Source organism: Roseobacter sp. HKCCD6576-2 (assembly GCF_013179285.1).
In the GTDB taxonomy this organism is placed as follows: Bacteria; Pseudomonadota; Alphaproteobacteria; order Rhodobacterales; family Rhodobacteraceae; genus Rhodophyticola; species Rhodophyticola oceani.
The window spans coordinates 308,542-326,725 of record NZ_WVNW01000003.1 but is presented as its reverse complement, the minus strand read 5'-3'; the positions used below and the strand labels follow the sequence as shown (position 1 = coordinate 326,725).

Annotated in this window: 17 protein-coding genes; 5 read left to right on the top strand and 12 right to left on the bottom strand. The window is 61.1% G+C overall.

What is annotated here, in order from left to right:
- Positions 1–56: 56 nt before the first annotated feature.
- Both GTF44_RS14155 and GTF44_RS14150 read left to right on the top strand, forming a co-directional pair.
- On the top strand, positions 57–1,169 hold the full coding sequence (locus tag GTF44_RS14155) for an ABC transporter permease (RefSeq protein ID WP_145216792.1): 1,113 nt from the start codon (positions 57–59) through the stop codon (positions 1,167–1,169).
- A gap of 1 nt (position 1,170) precedes the next feature.
- Positions 1,171–1,959: an ATP-binding cassette domain-containing protein gene (locus GTF44_RS14150; protein WP_145216789.1), complete on the top strand. Its 789-nt coding sequence runs from the start codon at positions 1,171–1,173 to the stop codon at positions 1,957–1,959.
- Between the two features lie 6 nt (positions 1,960–1,965).
- Here GTF44_RS14150 and GTF44_RS14145 read toward each other — a convergent pair whose 3' ends face one another.
- The 11 genes from GTF44_RS14145 to GTF44_RS14100 form a co-directional block, all read right to left on the bottom strand.
- Positions 1,966–2,913 carry a 1-phosphofructokinase family hexose kinase gene (locus GTF44_RS14145; protein ID WP_171562058.1) on the bottom strand — a complete coding sequence of 316 codons (948 nt, stop codon included), beginning with the start codon at positions 2,911–2,913 and terminating at the stop codon, positions 1,966–1,968.
- Positions 2,914–2,978: 65 nt separating this feature from the next.
- Positions 2,979–4,184, bottom strand: a complete 1,206-nt coding sequence (locus GTF44_RS14140) for a winged helix-turn-helix domain-containing protein (protein ID WP_171562060.1) — start codon at positions 4,182–4,184, stop codon at positions 2,979–2,981.
- 2 nt (positions 4,185–4,186) lie between these two features.
- On the bottom strand, positions 4,187–4,477 hold the full coding sequence (locus tag GTF44_RS14135; RefSeq protein ID WP_171562062.1) for a UBP-type zinc finger domain-containing protein: 291 nt from the start codon (positions 4,475–4,477) through the stop codon (positions 4,187–4,189).
- Positions 4,478–4,514: 37 nt separating this feature from the next.
- Positions 4,515–5,912, bottom strand: coding sequence for a DUF4166 domain-containing protein (locus tag GTF44_RS22555; RefSeq protein ID WP_367383411.1), 1,398 nt, complete (start codon positions 5,910–5,912; stop codon positions 4,515–4,517).
- Positions 5,909–6,112 (bottom strand): NAD(P)-binding domain-containing protein, encoded by a 204-nt coding sequence (locus tag GTF44_RS22140; RefSeq protein WP_253261334.1) that lies wholly within the window; start codon positions 6,110–6,112, stop codon positions 5,909–5,911. Before GTF44_RS22140 ends, GTF44_RS22555 begins: the two co-directional genes overlap by 4 nt.
- Positions 6,109–6,549, bottom strand: a complete 441-nt coding sequence (locus tag GTF44_RS14125) for a thiol-disulfide oxidoreductase DCC family protein (protein WP_171562064.1) — start codon at positions 6,547–6,549, stop codon at positions 6,109–6,111. Before GTF44_RS14125 ends, GTF44_RS22140 begins: the two co-directional genes overlap by 4 nt.
- 79 nt (positions 6,550–6,628) lie before the next feature.
- Positions 6,629–8,326 (bottom strand): flotillin family protein, encoded by a 1,698-nt coding sequence (locus tag GTF44_RS14120; RefSeq protein ID WP_171562066.1) that lies wholly within the window; start codon positions 8,324–8,326, stop codon positions 6,629–6,631.
- 51 nt (positions 8,327–8,377) lie between these two features.
- On the bottom strand, positions 8,378–9,148 hold the full coding sequence (locus GTF44_RS14115) for an OB-fold-containig protein (protein ID WP_171562068.1): 771 nt from the start codon (positions 9,146–9,148) through the stop codon (positions 8,378–8,380).
- 166 nt (positions 9,149–9,314) lie between these two features.
- On the bottom strand, positions 9,315–11,222 hold the full coding sequence (locus GTF44_RS14110; RefSeq protein ID WP_171562070.1) for an acyl-CoA synthetase: 1,908 nt from the start codon (positions 11,220–11,222) through the stop codon (positions 9,315–9,317).
- Between the two features lie 118 nt (positions 11,223–11,340).
- Positions 11,341–13,143, bottom strand: a complete 1,803-nt coding sequence (locus GTF44_RS14105) for an ABC transporter transmembrane domain-containing protein (RefSeq protein WP_171562072.1) — start codon at positions 13,141–13,143, stop codon at positions 11,341–11,343.
- A 219-nt stretch (positions 13,144–13,362) separates the two neighbouring features.
- Positions 13,363–14,274, bottom strand: coding sequence for a LysR family transcriptional regulator (locus tag GTF44_RS14100; protein ID WP_171562074.1), 912 nt, complete (start codon positions 14,272–14,274; stop codon positions 13,363–13,365).
- Positions 14,275–14,347: 73 nt separating this feature from the next.
- Here GTF44_RS14100 and GTF44_RS14095 point away from each other — a divergent pair, with 73 nt between their 5' ends.
- Genes GTF44_RS14095 through GTF44_RS14085 form a run of 3 tightly spaced genes read left to right on the top strand, consistent with a single transcriptional unit; the run spans position 14,348 to position 16,256 of the window.
- Positions 14,348–14,956 (top strand): NADPH-dependent F420 reductase, encoded by a 609-nt coding sequence (locus GTF44_RS14095; RefSeq protein WP_171562076.1) that lies wholly within the window; start codon positions 14,348–14,350, stop codon positions 14,954–14,956.
- Positions 14,953–15,495, top strand: coding sequence for an antibiotic biosynthesis monooxygenase (locus tag GTF44_RS14090; RefSeq protein WP_171562078.1), 543 nt, complete (start codon positions 14,953–14,955; stop codon positions 15,493–15,495). Before GTF44_RS14095 ends, GTF44_RS14090 begins: the two co-directional genes overlap by 4 nt.
- A 23-nt stretch (positions 15,496–15,518) precedes the next feature.
- Positions 15,519–16,256 (top strand): type 1 glutamine amidotransferase domain-containing protein, encoded by a 738-nt coding sequence (locus tag GTF44_RS14085; RefSeq protein ID WP_171562080.1) that lies wholly within the window; start codon positions 15,519–15,521, stop codon positions 16,254–16,256.
- On the opposite strand, the gene GTF44_RS14080 is transcribed toward GTF44_RS14085, so the two are convergent.
- Entirely contained in the window at positions 16,253–18,178 is a 1,926-nt protein-coding gene (locus tag GTF44_RS14080; protein ID WP_171562082.1) for a cation:proton antiporter, read from the bottom strand. The two genes, GTF44_RS14085 and GTF44_RS14080, sit on opposite strands and share 4 nt — an antisense overlap.
- Between the last annotated feature and the right edge of the window lie 6 nt (positions 18,179–18,184).

Sequence of the window (18,184 nt, the reverse complement as noted above, 5' to 3'; positions counted from 1 at the left end):
GGCGCTGCCGCGCCCTTTTTGTTCCCGGCCATCGGGATTTCTTGGGAGGGAGAGATATGTCTGAGGCGGCAACGCAAGACGAACGCATTAAGGAAATGTCAGGCATTCGCCGGGCGCTGATCCGGCCCGAATTGGGCGGGATCGTCGGCACCATCGCCGTCTTCACCTTCTTCATCCTATTCGCGTCCGATAGTGGCATGTTCAACGCCCAGGGCATCATGAACTGGTCCACCGTTTCGGCGCAGTTCATGATTATCGCGGTTGGCGCCTGTATGCTGATGATCGCGGGCGAGTTTGATCTCTCGGTCGGCTCGATGATCGGTTTTGCCGGCATGTCCATCGCGATCTTCTCAGTCACGCTGAGTTGGCCCGTGTGGATGGCGATCTTGATCACCTTCGCGATCTGTATCTCGATTGGGGCGCTGAACGGCTACATCGTGATCAAGACTGGCTTGCCAAGCTTCATCGTCACCCTTGCCGCACTCTTCATCCTGCGCGGCTTCACCATCTTCTTTCCCCAAACCATCGAACGTCGCACCATCATCGGCGGCATTGACGACGCAGCTGAAGGTGACTGGCTGGCGTCTCTCTTTGGCGGCGAGATCGGTGGGCCAATCTTCGTCTGGCTGGCCGATATCGGCCTCATCGACACATTTGAGCGCGGCAACCGGGCAGGCGAGCCGGTGATCGATGGCTTGCCGATGTTGATTGTCTGGGCCATCGGCCTGGTGATTTTTGGGCATTTCGTGATGACCCGCACACGATTTGGCAACTGGGTCTTTGCCGCAGGTGGCGATGCGCAAGCCGCCCGCTATGTCGGCGTTCCCGTGAACCGGGTGAAAATCCAGATGTTTATGTTCACCGCGTTCTGCGCTGCCGTCTTCGCCACATGTCAGGTGATGGAGTTTGGCTCTGCGGGCGCCGACCGGGGCGTGCTGAAAGAGTTTGAAGCGATTATCGCAGTCGTGATCGGTGGCGCGCTTCTGACCGGGGGATATGGATCGGTCGTAGGCGCCGCGCTTGGCGCGCTGATCTTCGGGGTCGTGCAACAGGGCCTCTTCTTCGCGGGCGTCGAAAGCTCGCTTTTCCGGGTCTTCCTGGGCGTCATCCTGCTCTTCGCGGTGATCCTGAACACCTATATTCGCCGCATCATCACGGGGGAGCGTTGAGATGAATCCCGAACATGCCCCCATCGTCGAGATGAAGAATATCGAGAAGCATTTCGGCAGTGTCATCGCACTGGCCGGGGTGACTGTGGAGGTCTATCCAGGCGAATGCCATTGCCTTCTGGGTGATAATGGTGCCGGAAAATCGACCTTTATCAAGACCATGTCCGGCGTTCACAAGCCGACCAAAGGTGAGATCTTCTTCGAAGGCCAACCGCTGAAATTCGACGATCCGCGCGATGCGATCTCGGCGGGGATCGCCACGGTTTATCAAGACCTTGCAATGATCCCTCTGATGTCGGTCAGCCGGAATTTCTTCATGGGCAACGAGCCGATCAAGAAAATCGGGCCGATCAAGATGTTCGACCATGAGCACGCCAATGACGTGACCATGGCCGAGATGAAGAAGATGGGCATCAACCTGCGCGGACCGGATCAAGCCGTCGGAACGCTCTCTGGCGGGGAGCGACAGACAGTGGCCATTGCCCGCGCCGTGCATTTCGGTGCCAAAGTGTTGATCCTGGACGAGCCGACCTCGGCGCTTGGTGTGCGGCAGACGGCCAATGTTCTGGCGACCATCGACAAGGTGCGGAAACAGGGCATCGCGGTGGTGTTCATCACCCATAATGTGCGCCACGCGCTGGCCGTCGGTGATCGGTTTACCGTGCTCAATCGCGGCAAGACCTTGGGCACCGCACAGCGTGGCCAGATCACGCCCGAAGAGCTGCAAGATCTCATGGCCGGCGGGCAAGAGCTTGTCGCGTTGGAGGGGTCGCTCGGCGGGACGGTCTAACCCGGCTCAGATCGCTTCGACACTGATCTGCGACACAAGGGCTTCGGCCTCACCCCGGTCACAAAGCGCTGTGGCCGGGGTTTTTACCGCCGCCCCTGCCGCCGCCGTGCCAAAGCGCACCGCCGCATCGAACTCCTTTCCGCGCGCCAAGGCCAGCGCCATGGCGCCCACTAGGCTATCACCCGCGCCAACCGCGCTCACCGTTTCGATCAGGGGCGGGCGGCAAAAGAAACAAGCCTCAGCCGAGATGCCCAAAGTGCCCTGCGCGCCAAGCGCCATCACCGCATGCTCACAACGGCCCGCGGCAATCAGGCTCCGGCCGAAGGCGGCCGTGTCTTCCGGGGTTCTGAGCGGACGACCCGCGAGTTCGTCCGCCTCTGCACCATCAACGCGCAGCACGTGAAACGGATGCGCGGTCTGTTCAACCGCTTGGACCAGCGCATCCCCAGATGTATCTAGCAGCATCCGCGCGCCCGCCGCCCGGGCGCGGCTGTTGATCTGCGACAGGAGATCGGGCGTCAGACCCGGCGGCAAGCTGCCCGAAACAACCAGCAACGCGCCCGGCCCCATGGCGGCATCCAGAGCCGCCCAAAGCGCGTCCAAATCCGCCCCGCTCCAGTCCGGGCCGGGCATGACAAAGCGATATTGCCCGCCCGCCTCGGCATCGGTGACCGCAAAAGACTGTCGGGTCAGGCCGGACACCGGCAATCGAGTGACGTCGACCCCCTCGCCCTCAAGAAGGTCACATAAAAGCGCCCCGGTAACCCCGCCGGAGGCAACGATTGCGCGCGAGTTCCCCCCCAAAAGCCGAATAGCACGCGAGACATTCACCCCGCCGCCGCCCGGATCGATCCGGGCATCGGAGCAGCGGAGTTTCGGCCCGGCCACCACTTGCGGCACCACCGCCGAGACATCCAAGGCCGGGTTGAGGGTCAGGGTCAGAACGTCCCGCATCAGGCTCTCCGATAGCGCTCACATTGCGCGGTAGTGGTCCTATGCCACGATCCCGGGCGCAAGCCCTAACTGTGCCGCAGCCAGCCCGGCGATAGCCGAAGGTCTGGGCACCCGGTCAGCCGCGTCACCCGCTCCAGTTCCGTCATCAGCCGCACGTGTCGGCCTTTGCCCATTCTCACGCCCGGTTCGGGCCAGAACCCCGTCACGTCCAAACCGCCACGAGACCGGTCGCATTTCATATCGATGCGACCGATCATTCGGTCGCCCTCCATCACCGGGAAGACATAATAGCCATAGCGCCGCTTCGCCTCCGGCACGAAAATCTCGATCCGGTAGTGGAACCCGAAAAGGCGCTCGGCGCGATTTCGATCCCGCAAGGCCGGGTCAAATGGACTCAGTATGCGGAGCCGGGGCGGGATCGGTGACAACTGCGTCAGCGTCTCAAGCGTTTCGGGCCACATCACCACAGAGCGCGTGCCGCCCTGCGCCAGCGCGATCTCAACCTCGATCGCGCGCCCGGTCTCCACCGCATCGGCAACCCAGGCCTTCGCCTCAGCCGGGCGGACCAAATCCCAAAACGCCGCCAATTCGCCGGATGTGGCAAAACCCAATCGATCCAGCGCCGCCGCGCAGGCCCAATCGACCGTCTCCGCTTCGTCAAAACATGCGTTAAGCGCTTCTGGCGGGATCACCCGCTCGGTCAAATCATAGATTTTCCGGAACCCTTCGCGGCGGCTGACCGACAACTCACCCGCGCGCCAAAGATACTCCAACGCGGTTTTTGACGGGTGCCAGTCCCACCAGCCGGTTGATTTCTCCGGCCTCTGCTCGGCCAGATCGCCACTGCCGACCGGGCCATGATCGGAGATATGCGTCAAGACCCGATCGATCTCTGCGTGGAACCCGCCGCCTTGCCATTGGGTCCAACGTTGCTTCATCCGCGCCGCGTCACGGGCGAATTTCAACCGCCAATGCGGGAACAGCGCCATGGGTAGGATCGACGCATCATGGGTCCAATGCTCGAATGTCGCGCGTTTGCGGTCGTTCAACCAACGCAGGCTAGTGGGCTTATAGGCTTGCCGCCGGGACCAGAGGATCATGTCATGGGCCCGCGCCACCGTGTTGACGCTATCGACTTGCACGAAGCCCAAATCGCCTATCACCTGCGCCAAGCCCGCACCCGTGGCGGGGCCGGACGGGGCGTCCCCCAACCCATGGCGGTGCAAGAACAGCCGCCTTGCGGTGGCGTTGTCGATAACCGGACGTGCCATATCTACCCGCCGAGCTTGCCGCGTTTGTCGACGATTTCCTCATCCTCGAAACACCAAGACCACCGCTCCCCCGGCTCATAGGAACACAGGATCGGATGGCCGCTTGCGCCCCAATGCGCCCGCGCATGGCGATGGGGTGAGCTGTCACAGCAGCCGATATGGCCGCAAGATCGGCACATCCTGAGATGGACCCAAGTGCCGCCAATCTTGGCGCAGTCCTCGCAGACGGCCCCCGCTTTGGCGGCCTCGTCGGGCAAGGCCCATGTAATCTGATCAAGATGGTTGCACGTCATGAACTCCATCATGAAGCCGCCACCCAGAAACGCAATCTCAAACCGTCGGCACCAGCCATCCCTGATAGCGCACGATCAACTGTCCGGTCAGCGGCGCGCGAAGCGTGACATCGAACCGGAACCGCCCATTCCTTTCGGTCTCCGTCGCCTCGCTGATGGGTAAGCTCCAGGCTGGCAGCGGGATCGGCCCAATCCGCGCAGCGCGGACCGGGAAATGCAACGCGCCGTCCTTCACATGTAGGTCAAGCAAGAAGGTGATGGGTCCAAACCGTTCGGTCATCCGTCCATCCTTGATTTTGAGTGTCGAGCGGAACCGTCGCGGGCCAAAGCGCCGCTCCCAGATCTCCGTCTTTTCACGCCGGGTTTTCAGAACAGTGACGGGGCCATCTTCGACTGCGGGTGGAAACCTAAAAATCCACCCGAGCAACCGCGGCCACAGCCCGGCGCCACGCGTCACCTTCGCGCGACCCTCAAGCCGCGACACGGCATAGGTTTGATGACTGTCGCGCACGGCCTTTGGCAGCGTCTGGAACGGTTCGCCGAGTTGCGTCTGGAAAATCGGCTTCAAGACGGTCTCCTCCCGCTCGAACCGAATGGAGAGATCCTGCATTGCGGCTTCCATCTCGGCCAAACCGATCTCCGCAACCGTAATCCGCGCGCCCGGCGACGGCGCTGCATTGCGCAACACCGCACGCGCAGGGATCGCCGGAACAAATGGCCCGTCCCCGGCCTCGGCCAGGAGACGCCAGCGCCATCTGATCCAAGCACCGTCTTTGGGGCCAGTCACCTCGACCGCCATGCCGCCTCTATCGCTGCCAAAGGGTGCCAGCAAGCACGCGCAGAACCTGACCACGCCCATCGGTACGGGCAACGGCATTCGAGCCCTGATCCACGAGAGCGCCGCCAGGCCGCGATTCATCACCGAAAGCTCCAATCCGGCACGAAACGAAACCGTTTTTGCGCCAAAGCGGCCCGGGAAGACGGCCAGATCAGGCACGCCGATCATCCACCCCCGACGCCGCACGCCATCGGGCAAGTCATAAGCCCGCGCGTCAGACCACCCCCGCGCCGCCTCTGTCCGGCCTGCCAAGGTAATCGGCACCGGGCGACCCACTTGGTCGAGGATCGACCGGATCACCGATCGACCGCGCGGCGCGCGATTGCCCGGCAAAATCGCGCTGTCGATCATTTCAATCCGCTCCATCCCATCGGACAGTGCCGCCACAGCTGCCGAGGAGAGCGCGGGCACACTTGATACACCCGACAGAATTGTAACACCAGCCGCATGTGCTTCGGCGTCCAACACGCTGATCCCGAGGCAGAATTCGGTGTTGTCAGAGAGGTCCATATAGCTGACGCCTGCCCGGATGCAGCCCCGCGGCAACCGGTAGGGATCCTTGCCATAGGCATGGAATGGTCCTGCCGCGTCGATCACCCAATCGGCGCCTGTTTGGAAAAGGGGAGCCAGATCTCCGGCCCATCAACCTGCAGAACCTCCGCACCAATCTCTGCCGCCAGGCCCTCCGCGTCGGCCACGCCCCGCACCGCGATCACAACGCGGTGTCCATCGCGGCACAGAAGCCGCGCCAAACGCGAGCCGAACACGCCCGTGCCGCCAAGGATCACGATGGTCATAAAAGCAACCGGGCGCGCAGGCCGGGATCCGGCAGGCCGCAGATATCGCCCCGGCCAAAGATCGCATAGCGGTTCCTAGCAATCCGCGCATAGAGCCAGGCCCGGATTGGTCCGGGAAGGATCATCAGCGCCGCAAGAAGCCGCCCCCATCCCCCACAACGTCGCCCGACCTCAACCATTGCGTCAAAATCGGACCAGGCCGCACCATCCGCCAAAAACAGCCAACTGTCTGGGTCGCTCGGGTCCATCCCGAAATACTGAAGGGCCGCTTGGCCGCGCGCCGTCTGAATTGGGCAGATACGGATCGTACCGGATCGATCAAGCCGATGGATCATCCGCGCCCCAAAGGAACAGAGCGCGCAATCCGCATCCATGATCGCAACAGGCCCGATCCCGTCAAGCGCGGGCGGGCAGCCATGGACAAAAGGGGTCGGCATCGCGCATCTCCTTCGCGTCACAACCTAAAGGATTGAGAGGCAAGAGAAAGAGATGCGCGACACCGGGTCGCGATGTGGCCTATTCCGCGGGTCGCTTTTCAACATCGGCGGGAGGAAGCACCTCGCCCCCCTCCTCCGCCTCAGGGGTTGGCGCGTCATTGGCGACATTGCCAAGGGTTGTGCCCCCAACCTCGCTCAAGCCGCTTTCCAGCGACACGCCGAGTTCCTCGCCCAGCTTCTTCAGCGCGGGCAATTGCACCGCCATGCCGAGGATCGAGTCGAGAGCCTGGTTCACCGCCGGTTTGCCCGCGTCGCCGCCGCCGGTGCCGGCGGCTCCGCCCATGCCGGTGACCTGATGGATTTTGATCGAGTCGATCTTCTCCGCTGGTTTGACCATCTCGGCCACAACCTTAGGCAGCGCTTCAAGCCGCGCCAAATCGACCTTCATCGCCACAATCTCCGGGTCGATCACGTTCTCGGATTCGACAATCGCGCGGTTACCCTCCGCCTCGGCCAGAAGGTCGGCTTTCTTCGCCTCGGCCCGAATGGTGATCGCATCGGCATCGGCTTGCGCCTCTTCCCGGCGGGCCGCGGCCCGGTCCTGCGCGGCGTCTTTCTCGGCTTGGGCTGCCAGGCGGATTTTGGTCGCTTCCCGCTCCGCCTCACGCTCGGCCTCAATCAACGCAATCTGCTTCTGACGCTCTGCCGTGGCCACGGAGCGCGCGGTTTCAATCGCCTCAGACGCTTTGGTGGCTTCGGCCCGTGCCGTATCGGCAGACGCGCGCGCCCGGCTTTCCTCTTCGGATTTCTGCGCGATGATGATCTGGCGTTCCTGATCGGCCACTTCCAGTTCTCGGTCGCGATCGATCTCCGCCTCACGAATGGCCCGCTCTCGCGCAATATCCGCCGCACGAATGGCCTGCTCCCGCGAAATCCGGGCGCCTTCCTTCTCTTTCTCCGCGTCTTCCTCGCGACGGGCAATCTCGGCCTCTTGTGCCGCGCGCAGCGTGGCGATTTGCTCGGCCTGCGAGATCGCCGCTTCTTGCTCATCGCGCTCAATCTCGAGTCGCTTCCGTTCGGCCTCCATACCGGCCCGACGCACCGCCACGTTGGCCTCTGCCTCGATCTCAGCGCGCTCCTTTTTCGAGGTCGCGATAACCTCAGCCAGTTTCCGCATACCGACCGCGTTGAAGGCGTTGTTCTCATCCAGCGCCTCAAACGGGGTCTGATCGAGCGCGGTCAGCGAAACGGATTCCAGTTCCAACCCGTTTTTCAGAAGGTCTTCCGAGACGGTGTTCTGCACCTCTTGCACGAATTCCGAGCGATTCTCGTGCAACTCATCCATCGTCATCTGAGCCGCCACCGCACGCAGACCGTCGACCAGTTTACCTTCAATCATCTCGCGCAGTTGATCGACATAGAAGGTCCGGTCGCCAAGGGTTTGCGCCGCACGGCTGATCCCATCATCGGTGGCATTGACCGAGACGTAGAATTCCACACCGACATCAACCCGCATCCGATCCCGGGTGATCAAGGCACCCTCTCCCGTCCGCTGCACCTCAAGACGCAAGGTCTTCATGTTCACCGGGCTGATTTCATGAAGCAGCGGGATCACCAGCACGCCGCCATCCATAATCACCTTCTTGCCGCCGGAGCCGGTTCGGACCAGCCCAACTTCACGCGTGGTGCGGCGATATAGCCGCCCGACCACCAGGCCGATCAAAATCAGGAAGACAAGAAAGGCGGCGACGACAATGCCAATACCTACAAGGTCCATGAGAAAACTCCTCTATCTGTTACGCGTAAAGTCAGCTTATGTGTCGGTTGATCAGGTGATGGCGTTCAAAGGGATCAGACGAAATCCACCCGTGGGTCGATGACGCATGATCAAAACTTCGGTGCCCCGGTCGATCTGCTGATCGTCTTGCAGCGGTTCCGCGCGGATATAGTGCGTGTTGCCATGGAAATCGGTCACTTTGACTTCCGCCGGACGCCCCCGTGCTGCGGTGCCTTGCGTCACCACGCCCATACGGCGCGCGAGCCGCGTGCGCGAGACCGCCGTAGTCTCCGTTTTCGGCAGGAGGCGGGCAAATACACCCGCGAAGCGTCGCGTAAACGCCAACCCAGGGACCGCCGCCAGGGGTACGGCAATCAGCGCCGGCAGCATCCAACCGAAGATACTCAGCATGATGTTTTGCAAGATTAATCCGCTGAGTCCGAACCCTAAGAAGAGCGCCGCCATCCAGAGCACAAGCGGCGCTTTGCCAAGGCCCAACCAAGCCAGGGGTCCTGCGGGGGCATCAACCGCTGTATCGGCCGCGGTGCCATCTGCGTCGAGCTCGGGCAGTTCATACTCGCCCAGATCGACGTCGAGTCCGTCGATATCCACACCCAGCTCGCTGATGTCGAACCCGTCGGCCGCATCAAGGCCGTCGAGGCCAATATCCCCGACCTCCGCATCGAAATCCGCTTCGCCGCCCGCACCCAAAAGCGTGGCGCCCAATAATGCAAAAATCAGCTCCAAAATCAGGAGCCCGCCCAAAAGGGCCAAAGACAGCGTAAACGCCACCATTTCGGGAGATAAAAAAGACCCGGCCATAAACCTCTCAACATTCGTGTAAGACCCAATTCACATGGGACCGTCACGTATCTGTTACCAGTGTATTCCATCTGATTTGTGACAGATGTGGCGCAGAGGCCATAGTGAAAAAGGGCATTATGAATGAATCATAACGCCCTGATCCTACTTCGTTTTTGAGAATCCCCTAAGCCGCGCTTTCGACCGTCTCGGCCCAGACCCAAGGTCGGGTAAATTCGCCCAAAACCCGCGACAATTCAGCTTCGTCGACCTCGCCGGTGCGTTCCAGATGGGCCACCAGACCACGCTTTTTATCCTCGCGCACTTCGACAACCTGCGCGGTGATCTCGGCCTTATCCAATGCGGCGTTATAAACCCGCGTGATTGCCCGTTTGCGCAGGTCGGGTTTGAACACTTTGCCAACGGCAGTTTTCGGCAGTTCGGGCAGGATTTCCAGGTGTTTCGGGACCGCCGCGCGCTCATGAACATGCTCTTTGCAGTGATCCATCAGCGCGTCGATGGTGATATCCGCTCCTTCGACCAATTCGACATAAACACATGGCAATTCACCCGCGAACGCATCCGGCTGCCCAATCGCGCCGGCAAAGGCCACCGCCGGGTGTCCGGCCAGCGCTTCTTCGATCTCGGCAGGGTCGATATTGTGCCCACCACGGATGATCAAGTCTTTGGCGCGGCCTGTGATCCAGAGATAGCCATCCGCGTCGATCCGGCCCAAATCACCCGTGCGCAGATAGATATCATAGGCGAAGAGGTCGACGTTTTTGTCGTCTTCCGTGTAAGTCGAACCCTCGAACACGCCGGGATTGTCGATGCAAATCTCGCCCACTTCGTCAGTGTCGCAAACCGTAACGCCATCAGCGCCATGCTTCAAAATCCGGACCTCCGTATGAGGGAATGGCACCCCGACGGAGCCAATTTTCTTGTCCCCATCGACCGGATTACAACTCACCAGACAGGTCGCTTCCGTCAGGCCATAGCCCTCGATCAGCGTCACGCCCGTGGCTTTCTCAAACCGCTTGAACAGCTCGACCGGCAGCGGCGAGGAGCCGGAAAACGCGGTCTTCACCGAAGAGACATCCGCATCCACCGGGCGCTGCATCATCGCGGCAATCGCGGTCGGCACGGTGATGATGAAGCTGATCTGCCAGCGCTCGACCAGCTTCCAGAAATTGTCGAACACGCCATCGCCGCGATAGCCTTGCGGCGTCGGGAAAACCACATGCGCGCCGGAGGCCAAGGCCGCCATCAAGATCACGTGGCAGGCAAAGACATGGAACAGCGGCAGCGGGCAGATGATGTTGTCTTGCTCGGTGAAGAGCAGCGTATGCCCGATCCACCCGTTATAGATCATGCCGGAATACTTATGCTGCGCCACCTTGGGCATGCCCGTTGTGCCACCGGTGTGGAAATAGGCCGCCACACGGTCTCCGGTGCTGTCGGCGAAATCCAGATGGTCGCTTCGCTGACGGTCCAGCTCGGCATTGAAATCCAAGATGCGCGCTTTGTGCTGCACCTCGAATTTCGGACGCAAAAACGGCACGATCAGCTTCTTCAAGCCGGTCATGTAGCGCAGGAGATCAACCTCCAGCACGGTTTTCACACTCGGCGCAAGCTCGACGGCCTCTGAGACTTTCTGCGCCACATCGGTCTTGGGGAAGGCTTTCAGCGTGACCACGACCTTCGCATTGGTTTCCCGCAGGATCGAGCCGATTTGCTCGGCATCCAAAAGCGGGTTGATCGGGTTGGCAATGCCCGCGACCGCACCGCCAATCAAGGTCACGGCGGTTTCATTACAATTGGGCAGGATATACGCGACCGTGTCGGTCTCGCCGATCCCAAGGCTGCGGAAGAGGTTGGCGGCCTGGGTCACGCGCCCATGAAATCCATTCCATGTCAGCGTTTCGGCCTTATCTTTTGGCCCGGAAAACAATTGAAACGAGATCGCGTTCAGATCGCCGAATTTATCTTTGGTGTTACTCAGCAACTCATAAAGCGTCGCCGCCGGCTGGCTGGCTGGCCATGGCTTTTCTTGCTCAATGGTTTTGACATCCTCGACCGTGGCAAATTGCACCATATGCCTTCCTCCCCTATTGGCGGTTTTGACCGCCAATTATGTGTTATGGGGCGGCCGAAATCTGCCACAGCATGTGCAGAACCGGATTGTGACGCAAGTGTAACGCTGCGCAAAGCCGTTATTCGGCGGCCAGACCTTCGGTGAATTGCAGCCGGGCGAGGCGCGCATAAAGCCCGCCTTGAGCGACCAGAGCATCATGGCTGCCTTCGGCAACGATCTGCCCGTCCTCGAACACCACGATCCGATCCGCTTGTTTCACCGTGGCCAGCCGATGGGCGATGATCAGCGTGGTGCGGTCCGCGCTCATCTCGACCACGGCCTCTTGCACGGCCCGCTCGCTTTCCGCGTCCAATGCACTGGTCGCCTCGTCCAGCAACAGGATCGGCGCGTCTCGCAGGATGGCGCGCGCAATCGCGATGCGCTGCTTCTGCCCGCCTGAAAGCATGATGCCGCGCTCGCCGACATAGGTGTCATACCCCTCCGGCAACGCGGTCAGGAACTCATGTGCTGCGGCGGCTTTCGCGGCGGCCTCCACCTCCGCGTCACTGGCCTCAGGGCGGCCAAAGCGGATGTTCTCCCGCGCCGAGCTGGCAAAGATCACCGGGTCTTGCGGCACCAACGCCATAGCGGACCGGAAGGTGGTGCGATCCATATCGCGCAGATCCACCCCATCAAGCGTCACACGCCCGCTTTCAGGGTCATAGAACCGCAGAAGCATTTGAAAAATCGTCGATTTCCCGGCGCCGGAGGGCCCGACCAGCGCCACCGTCTCTCCCGGCTGCACTGTCAGGGTGATGCCATCAAGCGCCGCCGTGTCGGGCCGTGTCGGATAGTGGAACCGCACGTCCTCAAACCGGATCGCGCCCTGCCCGCCTTGCGGGAGTGCGACACCGGCCACAGGGTCGCCGACATTGTCTGTGATATGCAGCAACTCGACCAAACGTTCCGTGGCCCCTGCCGCGCGTTGCAGCTCACCCCAGATCTCGCTGAGCGCACCGACGGAGCCCGCAACCATAATCGCATAGATCAGGAATTGGATCAGTTCGCCGATCGACATTGCATCGCTGCGCACATCGCGCGCCCCGATCCAAAGGACGCTCACGACACCGGCAAAGACTAAGGCGATCACGATCACCGTCATCACGGCCCGCGTAGCAATCCGCTTCTTGGCGCTGTCGAAACTTCGCTCCGTCACTTTGTCGAAAGTCTCTGCCGAGGGGCGCTCATGTGTAAAGGCCTGAACCGTCTGGACAGACAAAAGCGCTTCCGAAGCATTGCCGGAACTTTCCGCGATCCAATCTTGGTTTTCTTTGCTCAACACCCGAAGGCGACGACCCAAGACCACAATCGGAATGATAATCGCTGGGACGATCAGCAGGACCAGCCCGGCCAATTTCGGTGACGTCACCGTCATCAAAACCAAGCCGCCCATCAGGATCAAAAGATTCCTGAGCGCAATGGAAACCGATGAAGAAATCACACTCAGAAGCAGCGTGGTATCGGTGGTGATCCGGCTCAACACCTCGCCGGTCATGATTTTCTCGTAGAAAGCCGGGCTCATGCCGATCATCCGGTCGAACACCGCCTTGCGGATATCGGCCACGACCCGTTCCCCCAACCGGGTGACCAAGTAATAACGCAGGCCCGTGCCAAAGGCCAAAAGGGCCGCGATGGCAAAGGCGGCCAGGAAATACTGATCAAGAAGCTCGGTTGTCTCGGTCTCAAACCCGTCCACGACTCGGCGGACGGCCAAAGGCAAGGTCAGCGAGACAATCGCGGTCAGGATCAGCGCGCTGATCGCGCCGGCCAGCATGCCGCGATAGGGCAACAGAAACGGCCCCAACGCCCGCAAACTGCCGATCCGTTTCGATCCTTCGCGCTCTTCCGCAGATTGGGTGGGGCCGGTGGGTTGCCCTGCCATGAGTGTCTCAGTCTGTTCTGTTGGTCGTGGCTGGGATAAATCGCTGCGTGACTGCACACAAGCCCTGCTTGTCAGTGACAATCGACAACCCGGCCCCCGTATGGCACCAAACCGGTCTGTGTGGCGGCTCATCTGATGAGCGCGACATGCGACATAAACGTCGGCCATGCGGCTATCTGGGCCGCGTGCGTGCGCGATCTTGGTAAATCAGCCAAGGGGTTACGCCGCCGCTAGCATCGCTAGGAGCCAATCATGCTTGGCGCTCTTAGCATTCCGCTGATGCCGGATCGCCGCAACCGTGAACGGCCGTATGGTCAATGGCGGTTGCCGGGTCACGAGGCCAAATCTGGCGGCATGAGCGGCGACGAGACGCCCCGGCAAGGTGGCGATCATGTCACTGCTAGCGACCGTAGCCAAAGCCGGAAAGAAAAGCGGAACCGAAGCGGCAACCCGACGCGCCCGGCCGATCCGCTCCAGCGCCTGATCCACAACACCCGTCAAATCTCCGGCGGGCGACACGACCAGGTGATCGGCGGTGCAGAAGGCTTCCAGCCCCCAATTCGCGTTGGTCAGCGGGTGATCGGCCCGCATCACCACGGCGTAGCCCTCTTCATGGATCGGATCGGCCTGAAACCGGTCCGGCAAATCCCAGATGAACCCAAGGGCCAAATCCAGCTCACCCGCCTCCAAAGCGGCAAGCGCCGCCTGCCGCCCCAATGAACGGATCGCAAAGCGCAGACCAGGTGCCGCCGCACGGACCCGTTGCAACAGCCCCGGCACCAGCGTCGCCATTTCATTGTCATAAGCCCCGATCTGGATCACGCCGGCCTCGGCTTTGGGGTCGAACTGCGTCTCGGTCGTCAGCGCCTCCGACAGTGTTTCTACCGCCCGCCGGATCTTTGGCTCCAAGGCGATGGCAACCGCCGTCGGCTCCATGCCAGCCGGGCGACGCAGGAACAGCGGATCGTCAAAGATATCGCGGAGGCGTTTGATCGAATGACTGATTGCCGATTGGGTCAGCCCCATATGCGCAGCGACGTCGACCGCTTTGTGATGCCGCATCAGCCCGAGAAAAACCAACAGGACCGTCAGATCGAGCCGCCTTAGTGCAATTTCATCAATATCTAACATTAGGCGTATGCATTTTTATTTAAGATAACCGCTTGCTAGCACGCTCCCAAGGCAATCGCCAAGGGAGATGCAAATGAAGCTCGCGATTATTGGGGCCGGACATGTGGGGAGCGCCCTCGGCCAAGGATGGGCCAAGGCAGGCCATGATGTCCGCTATGGGACCCGCGCGCCTGCCGCGCCGGATCATCTGACCCCAAGCGAGGCCGCCGCTTGGGGCACGGTCGTGGTTTTGGCCCTGCCCTGGAGCGCGGCAGAGGCTGTGTTGGCCGGTCTTGGATCGCTCAGCGGCAAGATTGTCATCGATTGCATGAACCCGATTGCCCGTATGCCGGAAGGGATCGGGTTGGCCCTCGGACACAACACCTCTGGCGGCGAACAGGTGCAGAGCTGGCTGCCTGAGGCCCGGGTCGTGAAGACGCTGAACCAGGTTGGGGCCGAGATCATGGCCGACACATCCGGGTTTCCAGTGCCGCCGGTGCAGTTCATGGCGGGCAATGACGATAAGGCAAAACAGGTGGTCGCCGCGCTCCTCACCGATCTCGGGTTTGACCCGCTCGACGCGGGCGATTTGACCAAAGCCAGGCTTCTGGAACCCTTTGCGCTCACCTGGATCAACCAGGCGCTGATGCGGGGCAAGGGGCGCGATTGGGCCTTTGGCGCCATGTCGCGAGCCGGACAATGAGTGACCCCGTCACCATCGTCGCCCGCCGTGTCGTGAAACCCGGGGCTGAAGCGACCTATGAAGACTGGCTAACCCGGCTGACCGACGCGGCCACCGCCCTACCTGGCTATCTTGGTGCGGAGTTTCATCGACCAACCGCCACCGGCGCGCCTTACATCAGCGTCTTTCGTTTTGACACGCTGGATCATCTCGCCGCCTTCGAACAATCTGACCTGCGCGCCCGCTTCTTGGCGGAGATCGCGCCCCATGTAGAGGGCGACGCGGTTTGGGATCGGCTGACTGGGCTAGAGGTCTGGTTCGAGGCTCCGAGAGCCACGCCACTGCCAAAGCCGAACGCGTTTCGAATGGCGCTGATCCTCGTCGCCGTGGTCTTCCTCTTGGTCCTCGCCCTCAACATCGCCCTCAGCCCGCTGATCGGCGGCTGGCCCCTTGCGCCGCGCCTCCTCATCACCGTGATCCTGCAGGTTTTTCTCATGACCTACGTGATCATGCCCCGCGTGACCAAAGCGCTCGGCGCCTGGATCTACACGACCTCCTAACTCACTGAAAAGGAACTCTCTTCATGTCTGCATCCATCGATACACACGGCACCAAACGCATCCTGATGATCGTCGCCAACCCAGGCACTTCGCCCACGACCGGTTGGCCCGTCGGCTTCTGGTGGGCCGAAGTCACACACCCCTACTGGACCTTTACCGAAGCGGGATATGAGGTCGAGATTGTCTCACCCAAGGGCGGCGATCTGATGGCCGATGGCTTCTCCGACCCCGAGGATGAGAGCCAGTATTCCGCCCATGACATTCTCTCCCTGGGGTTCAAAAAGTCACCCACGCATGCGGGGCTGCTGCACGGCACCAAATCCATCGCAGAGGTCAATCTCGACACATACGATGCGATCTTCCTCGCGGGTGGACAATCCCCAATGGTGACGATGATCGACGACACCAAACTGCACGAATTTGTCGCCCGCGCGTATGAGGCGGGCAAGCTCGTCAGCATCGTCTGTCACGGCACCTGCATCCTCTTGAAAACCCGGCTCTCGACCGGCGAGCTTCTGGTCAACGGCAAGACCTGGACCGGATTTGCCGATGCCGAAGAAGCCTTTGCGGATGCCTTCGTCGGTCAGAAGATTCAGCCGTTCTGGATCGAAGAAGAAGCCCGCAAACTGGATGGCACCAATTTCGTGGTCAACTCGATGTTCAAACCCTTCGCGATCCGCGACGGCAATCTGATCACCGGGCAGCAGCAATTCTCCGGCGCTGCGGCGGCCGCGTTGGTCGTCGAAACGCTTGGGCGCTAATCGCTTTTGGTTGCGGGCGGCGCGCCGCCCTCGGCCGCCCTGATCTCGGCCATTTCCCTGGCCATTTCAGGCTGCCGGATCTCAATCATCTCTCTTACCCGCGCGATATAGGCCGGGTTCTCAGTCGGTGGGATATTGATGTCATACGCATCCGCCACCTCAATCATTGCTCGGCGATCTGTGCGATTGAACACGCCGGCCATGGCTTCGGCATGGTCTTTCGATATACCCATCGCCTCATAGGCCGACCGGCCCATCCGAACTGAGCTGTCATAGGTTTCGCGGATGATATCGCGGCAGCCAACCGCCCACAGATGATACACATGATCGCGGTCCACCGCGCGGGCGATGACGTGCAAATCGGGGAAGTTGTCGACCGCATAGCGCACCAGTTCGGTGATCTGATCCTTGTCGTCGATGGCCACGACCAGCAGTTTCGCCTCGCCAATGCCGGCGGCATGCAACATGTCGGGTCGGGTTGCGTCGCCGAAATAGGTCTTGATCCCGAAGGCACGCAGATTGTCGATCTGCTTTGAGCTGAAATCGATCACCGTGGAGGAAAAACCCGCTGCACTGAGCATGCGCTCAACCAACCCGCCGACGCGGCCACGTCCTGCGATAATGATCTGTCCCGTCTCGCCGATCTCGTCCGCTTCCCGGTCCTGCTCGCCAGAGAATTTCGGCGCGATCACGCGATCGAAAAGGATGAAGAGCGCTGGCGTGAGCAGCATCGACAGCGCCACGACCAGGAGCAATTGGTCCGCGATGCTGGTCGGTAGGACCGAATTGGCGACTGTGAAGGACAGCAAAACAAAGCCAAATTCGCCCGCCTGCGCCAAGCCAAGCGCAAACAACCACCGATCCGATCCACGAATACCGAAGATCGGAGCAAGCGCCAGCAAGACGCCGGCTTTGATGACCATTAGGCCAAGGGTCAGCCCTAGGATCAGGCCCAAGTTTTCAAACAGCAGCGCAAAGTTGATGCCCGCGCCGACGGTCATGAAAAACAGGCCGAGGAGCAGCCCCCGGAACGGATCGATATCGGATTCGAGTTCATGCCGGTATTCGCTATTGGCCAGCACCACGCCCGCGAGGAAGGTGCCAAGCGCGGGCGAAAGCCCCACCAGGGACATCAACAGCGCAATGCCGATCACCATCATCAAAGCGGTCGCTGTAAAGAGTTCGCGGAGTTGCGCCACCGCGATAAAGCGGAAAATCGGCCGGGTGAGATAGGTGCCGCCGAACCCAACCGCCGCGATCGCGCCAACCGTCACCAGCGCGGTTTGCCAGCCATTGAGGCCCGAGACGAGGCTCATACCGGACCCATGATCACCCTCGCCGTGATCCTCCGCACCATGCGCCGCCTCGGCGCCATGACCGGCAACCTCCGCGCCCAGATCCATCAGCTCCGGCATGGCGAGAAGCGGGATGAAGGCCAACATTGGGATCACGGCGATGTCTTGGAACAGCAAAACCGAGAAGCTCGATTGGCCGCCGTCCGACTTCAAAAGACCCTTCTCACCAAGGGTTTGCAGAACAATCGCCGTCGAAGAAAGCGCGAGGACCAGGCCAATTGCCAAAGCAATGGTCCAAGGCTGCCCAAACATCATCGCGACCCCGGTCACCAGAACCGTGGTCAGCACCACCTGCCCGCCACCAAGCCCCAATAATCGCGCGCGCATGTCCCAAAGGAGCTTGGGTTCCAGTTCCAGCCCCACCAGGAACAGCATCATCACGACGCCAAACTCAGCGAAATGCTGGATAGAGATCACATCGACGCCAAGAACAACCAAGATCGGGCTGATCACGATCCCTGCGATCAGATAGCCCAAGACCGAACCCAGCCCGAGCCGCGACGCAATCGGCACGGCGATCACGCCCGCAATCAGAAAAATGAATGCCAGTAGCAGGAAATCCGTCATCAATGC

Excerpts from the sequence above, each read along its gene's own strand:
- GTF44_RS22140 (WP_253261334.1), bottom strand. The coding sequence starts at position 6,112 with ATGACCATCGTGATCCTTGGCGGCACGGGCGTGTTCGGCTCGCGTTTG.
- GTF44_RS14135 (WP_171562062.1), bottom strand. The coding sequence starts at position 4,477 with ATGACGTGCAACCATCTTGATCAGATTACATGGGCCTTGCCCGACGAG.
- GTF44_RS14125 (WP_171562064.1), bottom strand. The coding sequence starts at position 6,549 with ATGCCGACCCCTTTTGTCCATGGCTGCCCGCCCGCGCTTGACGGGATC.
- GTF44_RS14110 (WP_171562070.1), bottom strand. The coding sequence starts at position 11,222 with ATGGTGCAATTTGCCACGGTCGAGGATGTCAAAACCATTGAGCAAGAA.
- GTF44_RS14080 (WP_171562082.1), bottom strand. The coding sequence starts at position 18,178 with ATGACGGATTTCCTGCTACTGGCATTCATTTTTCTGATTGCGGGCGTG.
- GTF44_RS14145 (WP_171562058.1), bottom strand. The coding sequence starts at position 2,913 with ATGCGGGACGTTCTGACCCTGACCCTCAACCCGGCCTTGGATGTCTCG.
- GTF44_RS14150 (WP_145216789.1), top strand. The coding sequence starts at position 1,171 with ATGAATCCCGAACATGCCCCCATCGTCGAGATGAAGAATATCGAGAAG.
- GTF44_RS14115 (WP_171562068.1), bottom strand. The coding sequence starts at position 9,148 with ATGGCCGGGTCTTTTTTATCTCCCGAAATGGTGGCGTTTACGCTGTCT.
- GTF44_RS14120 (WP_171562066.1), bottom strand. The coding sequence starts at position 8,326 with ATGGACCTTGTAGGTATTGGCATTGTCGTCGCCGCCTTTCTTGTCTTC.
- GTF44_RS14155 (WP_145216792.1), top strand. The coding sequence starts at position 57 with ATGTCTGAGGCGGCAACGCAAGACGAACGCATTAAGGAAATGTCAGGC.
- GTF44_RS14090 (WP_171562078.1), top strand. The coding sequence starts at position 14,953 with ATGAGTGACCCCGTCACCATCGTCGCCCGCCGTGTCGTGAAACCCGGG.
- GTF44_RS14095 (WP_171562076.1), top strand. The coding sequence starts at position 14,348 with ATGAAGCTCGCGATTATTGGGGCCGGACATGTGGGGAGCGCCCTCGGC.
- GTF44_RS14100 (WP_171562074.1), bottom strand. The coding sequence starts at position 14,274 with ATGTTAGATATTGATGAAATTGCACTAAGGCGGCTCGATCTGACGGTC.
- GTF44_RS14140 (WP_171562060.1), bottom strand. The coding sequence starts at position 4,184 with ATGGCACGTCCGGTTATCGACAACGCCACCGCAAGGCGGCTGTTCTTG.
- GTF44_RS14105 (WP_171562072.1), bottom strand. The coding sequence starts at position 13,143 with ATGGCAGGGCAACCCACCGGCCCCACCCAATCTGCGGAAGAGCGCGAA.
- GTF44_RS14085 (WP_171562080.1), top strand. The coding sequence starts at position 15,519 with ATGTCTGCATCCATCGATACACACGGCACCAAACGCATCCTGATGATC.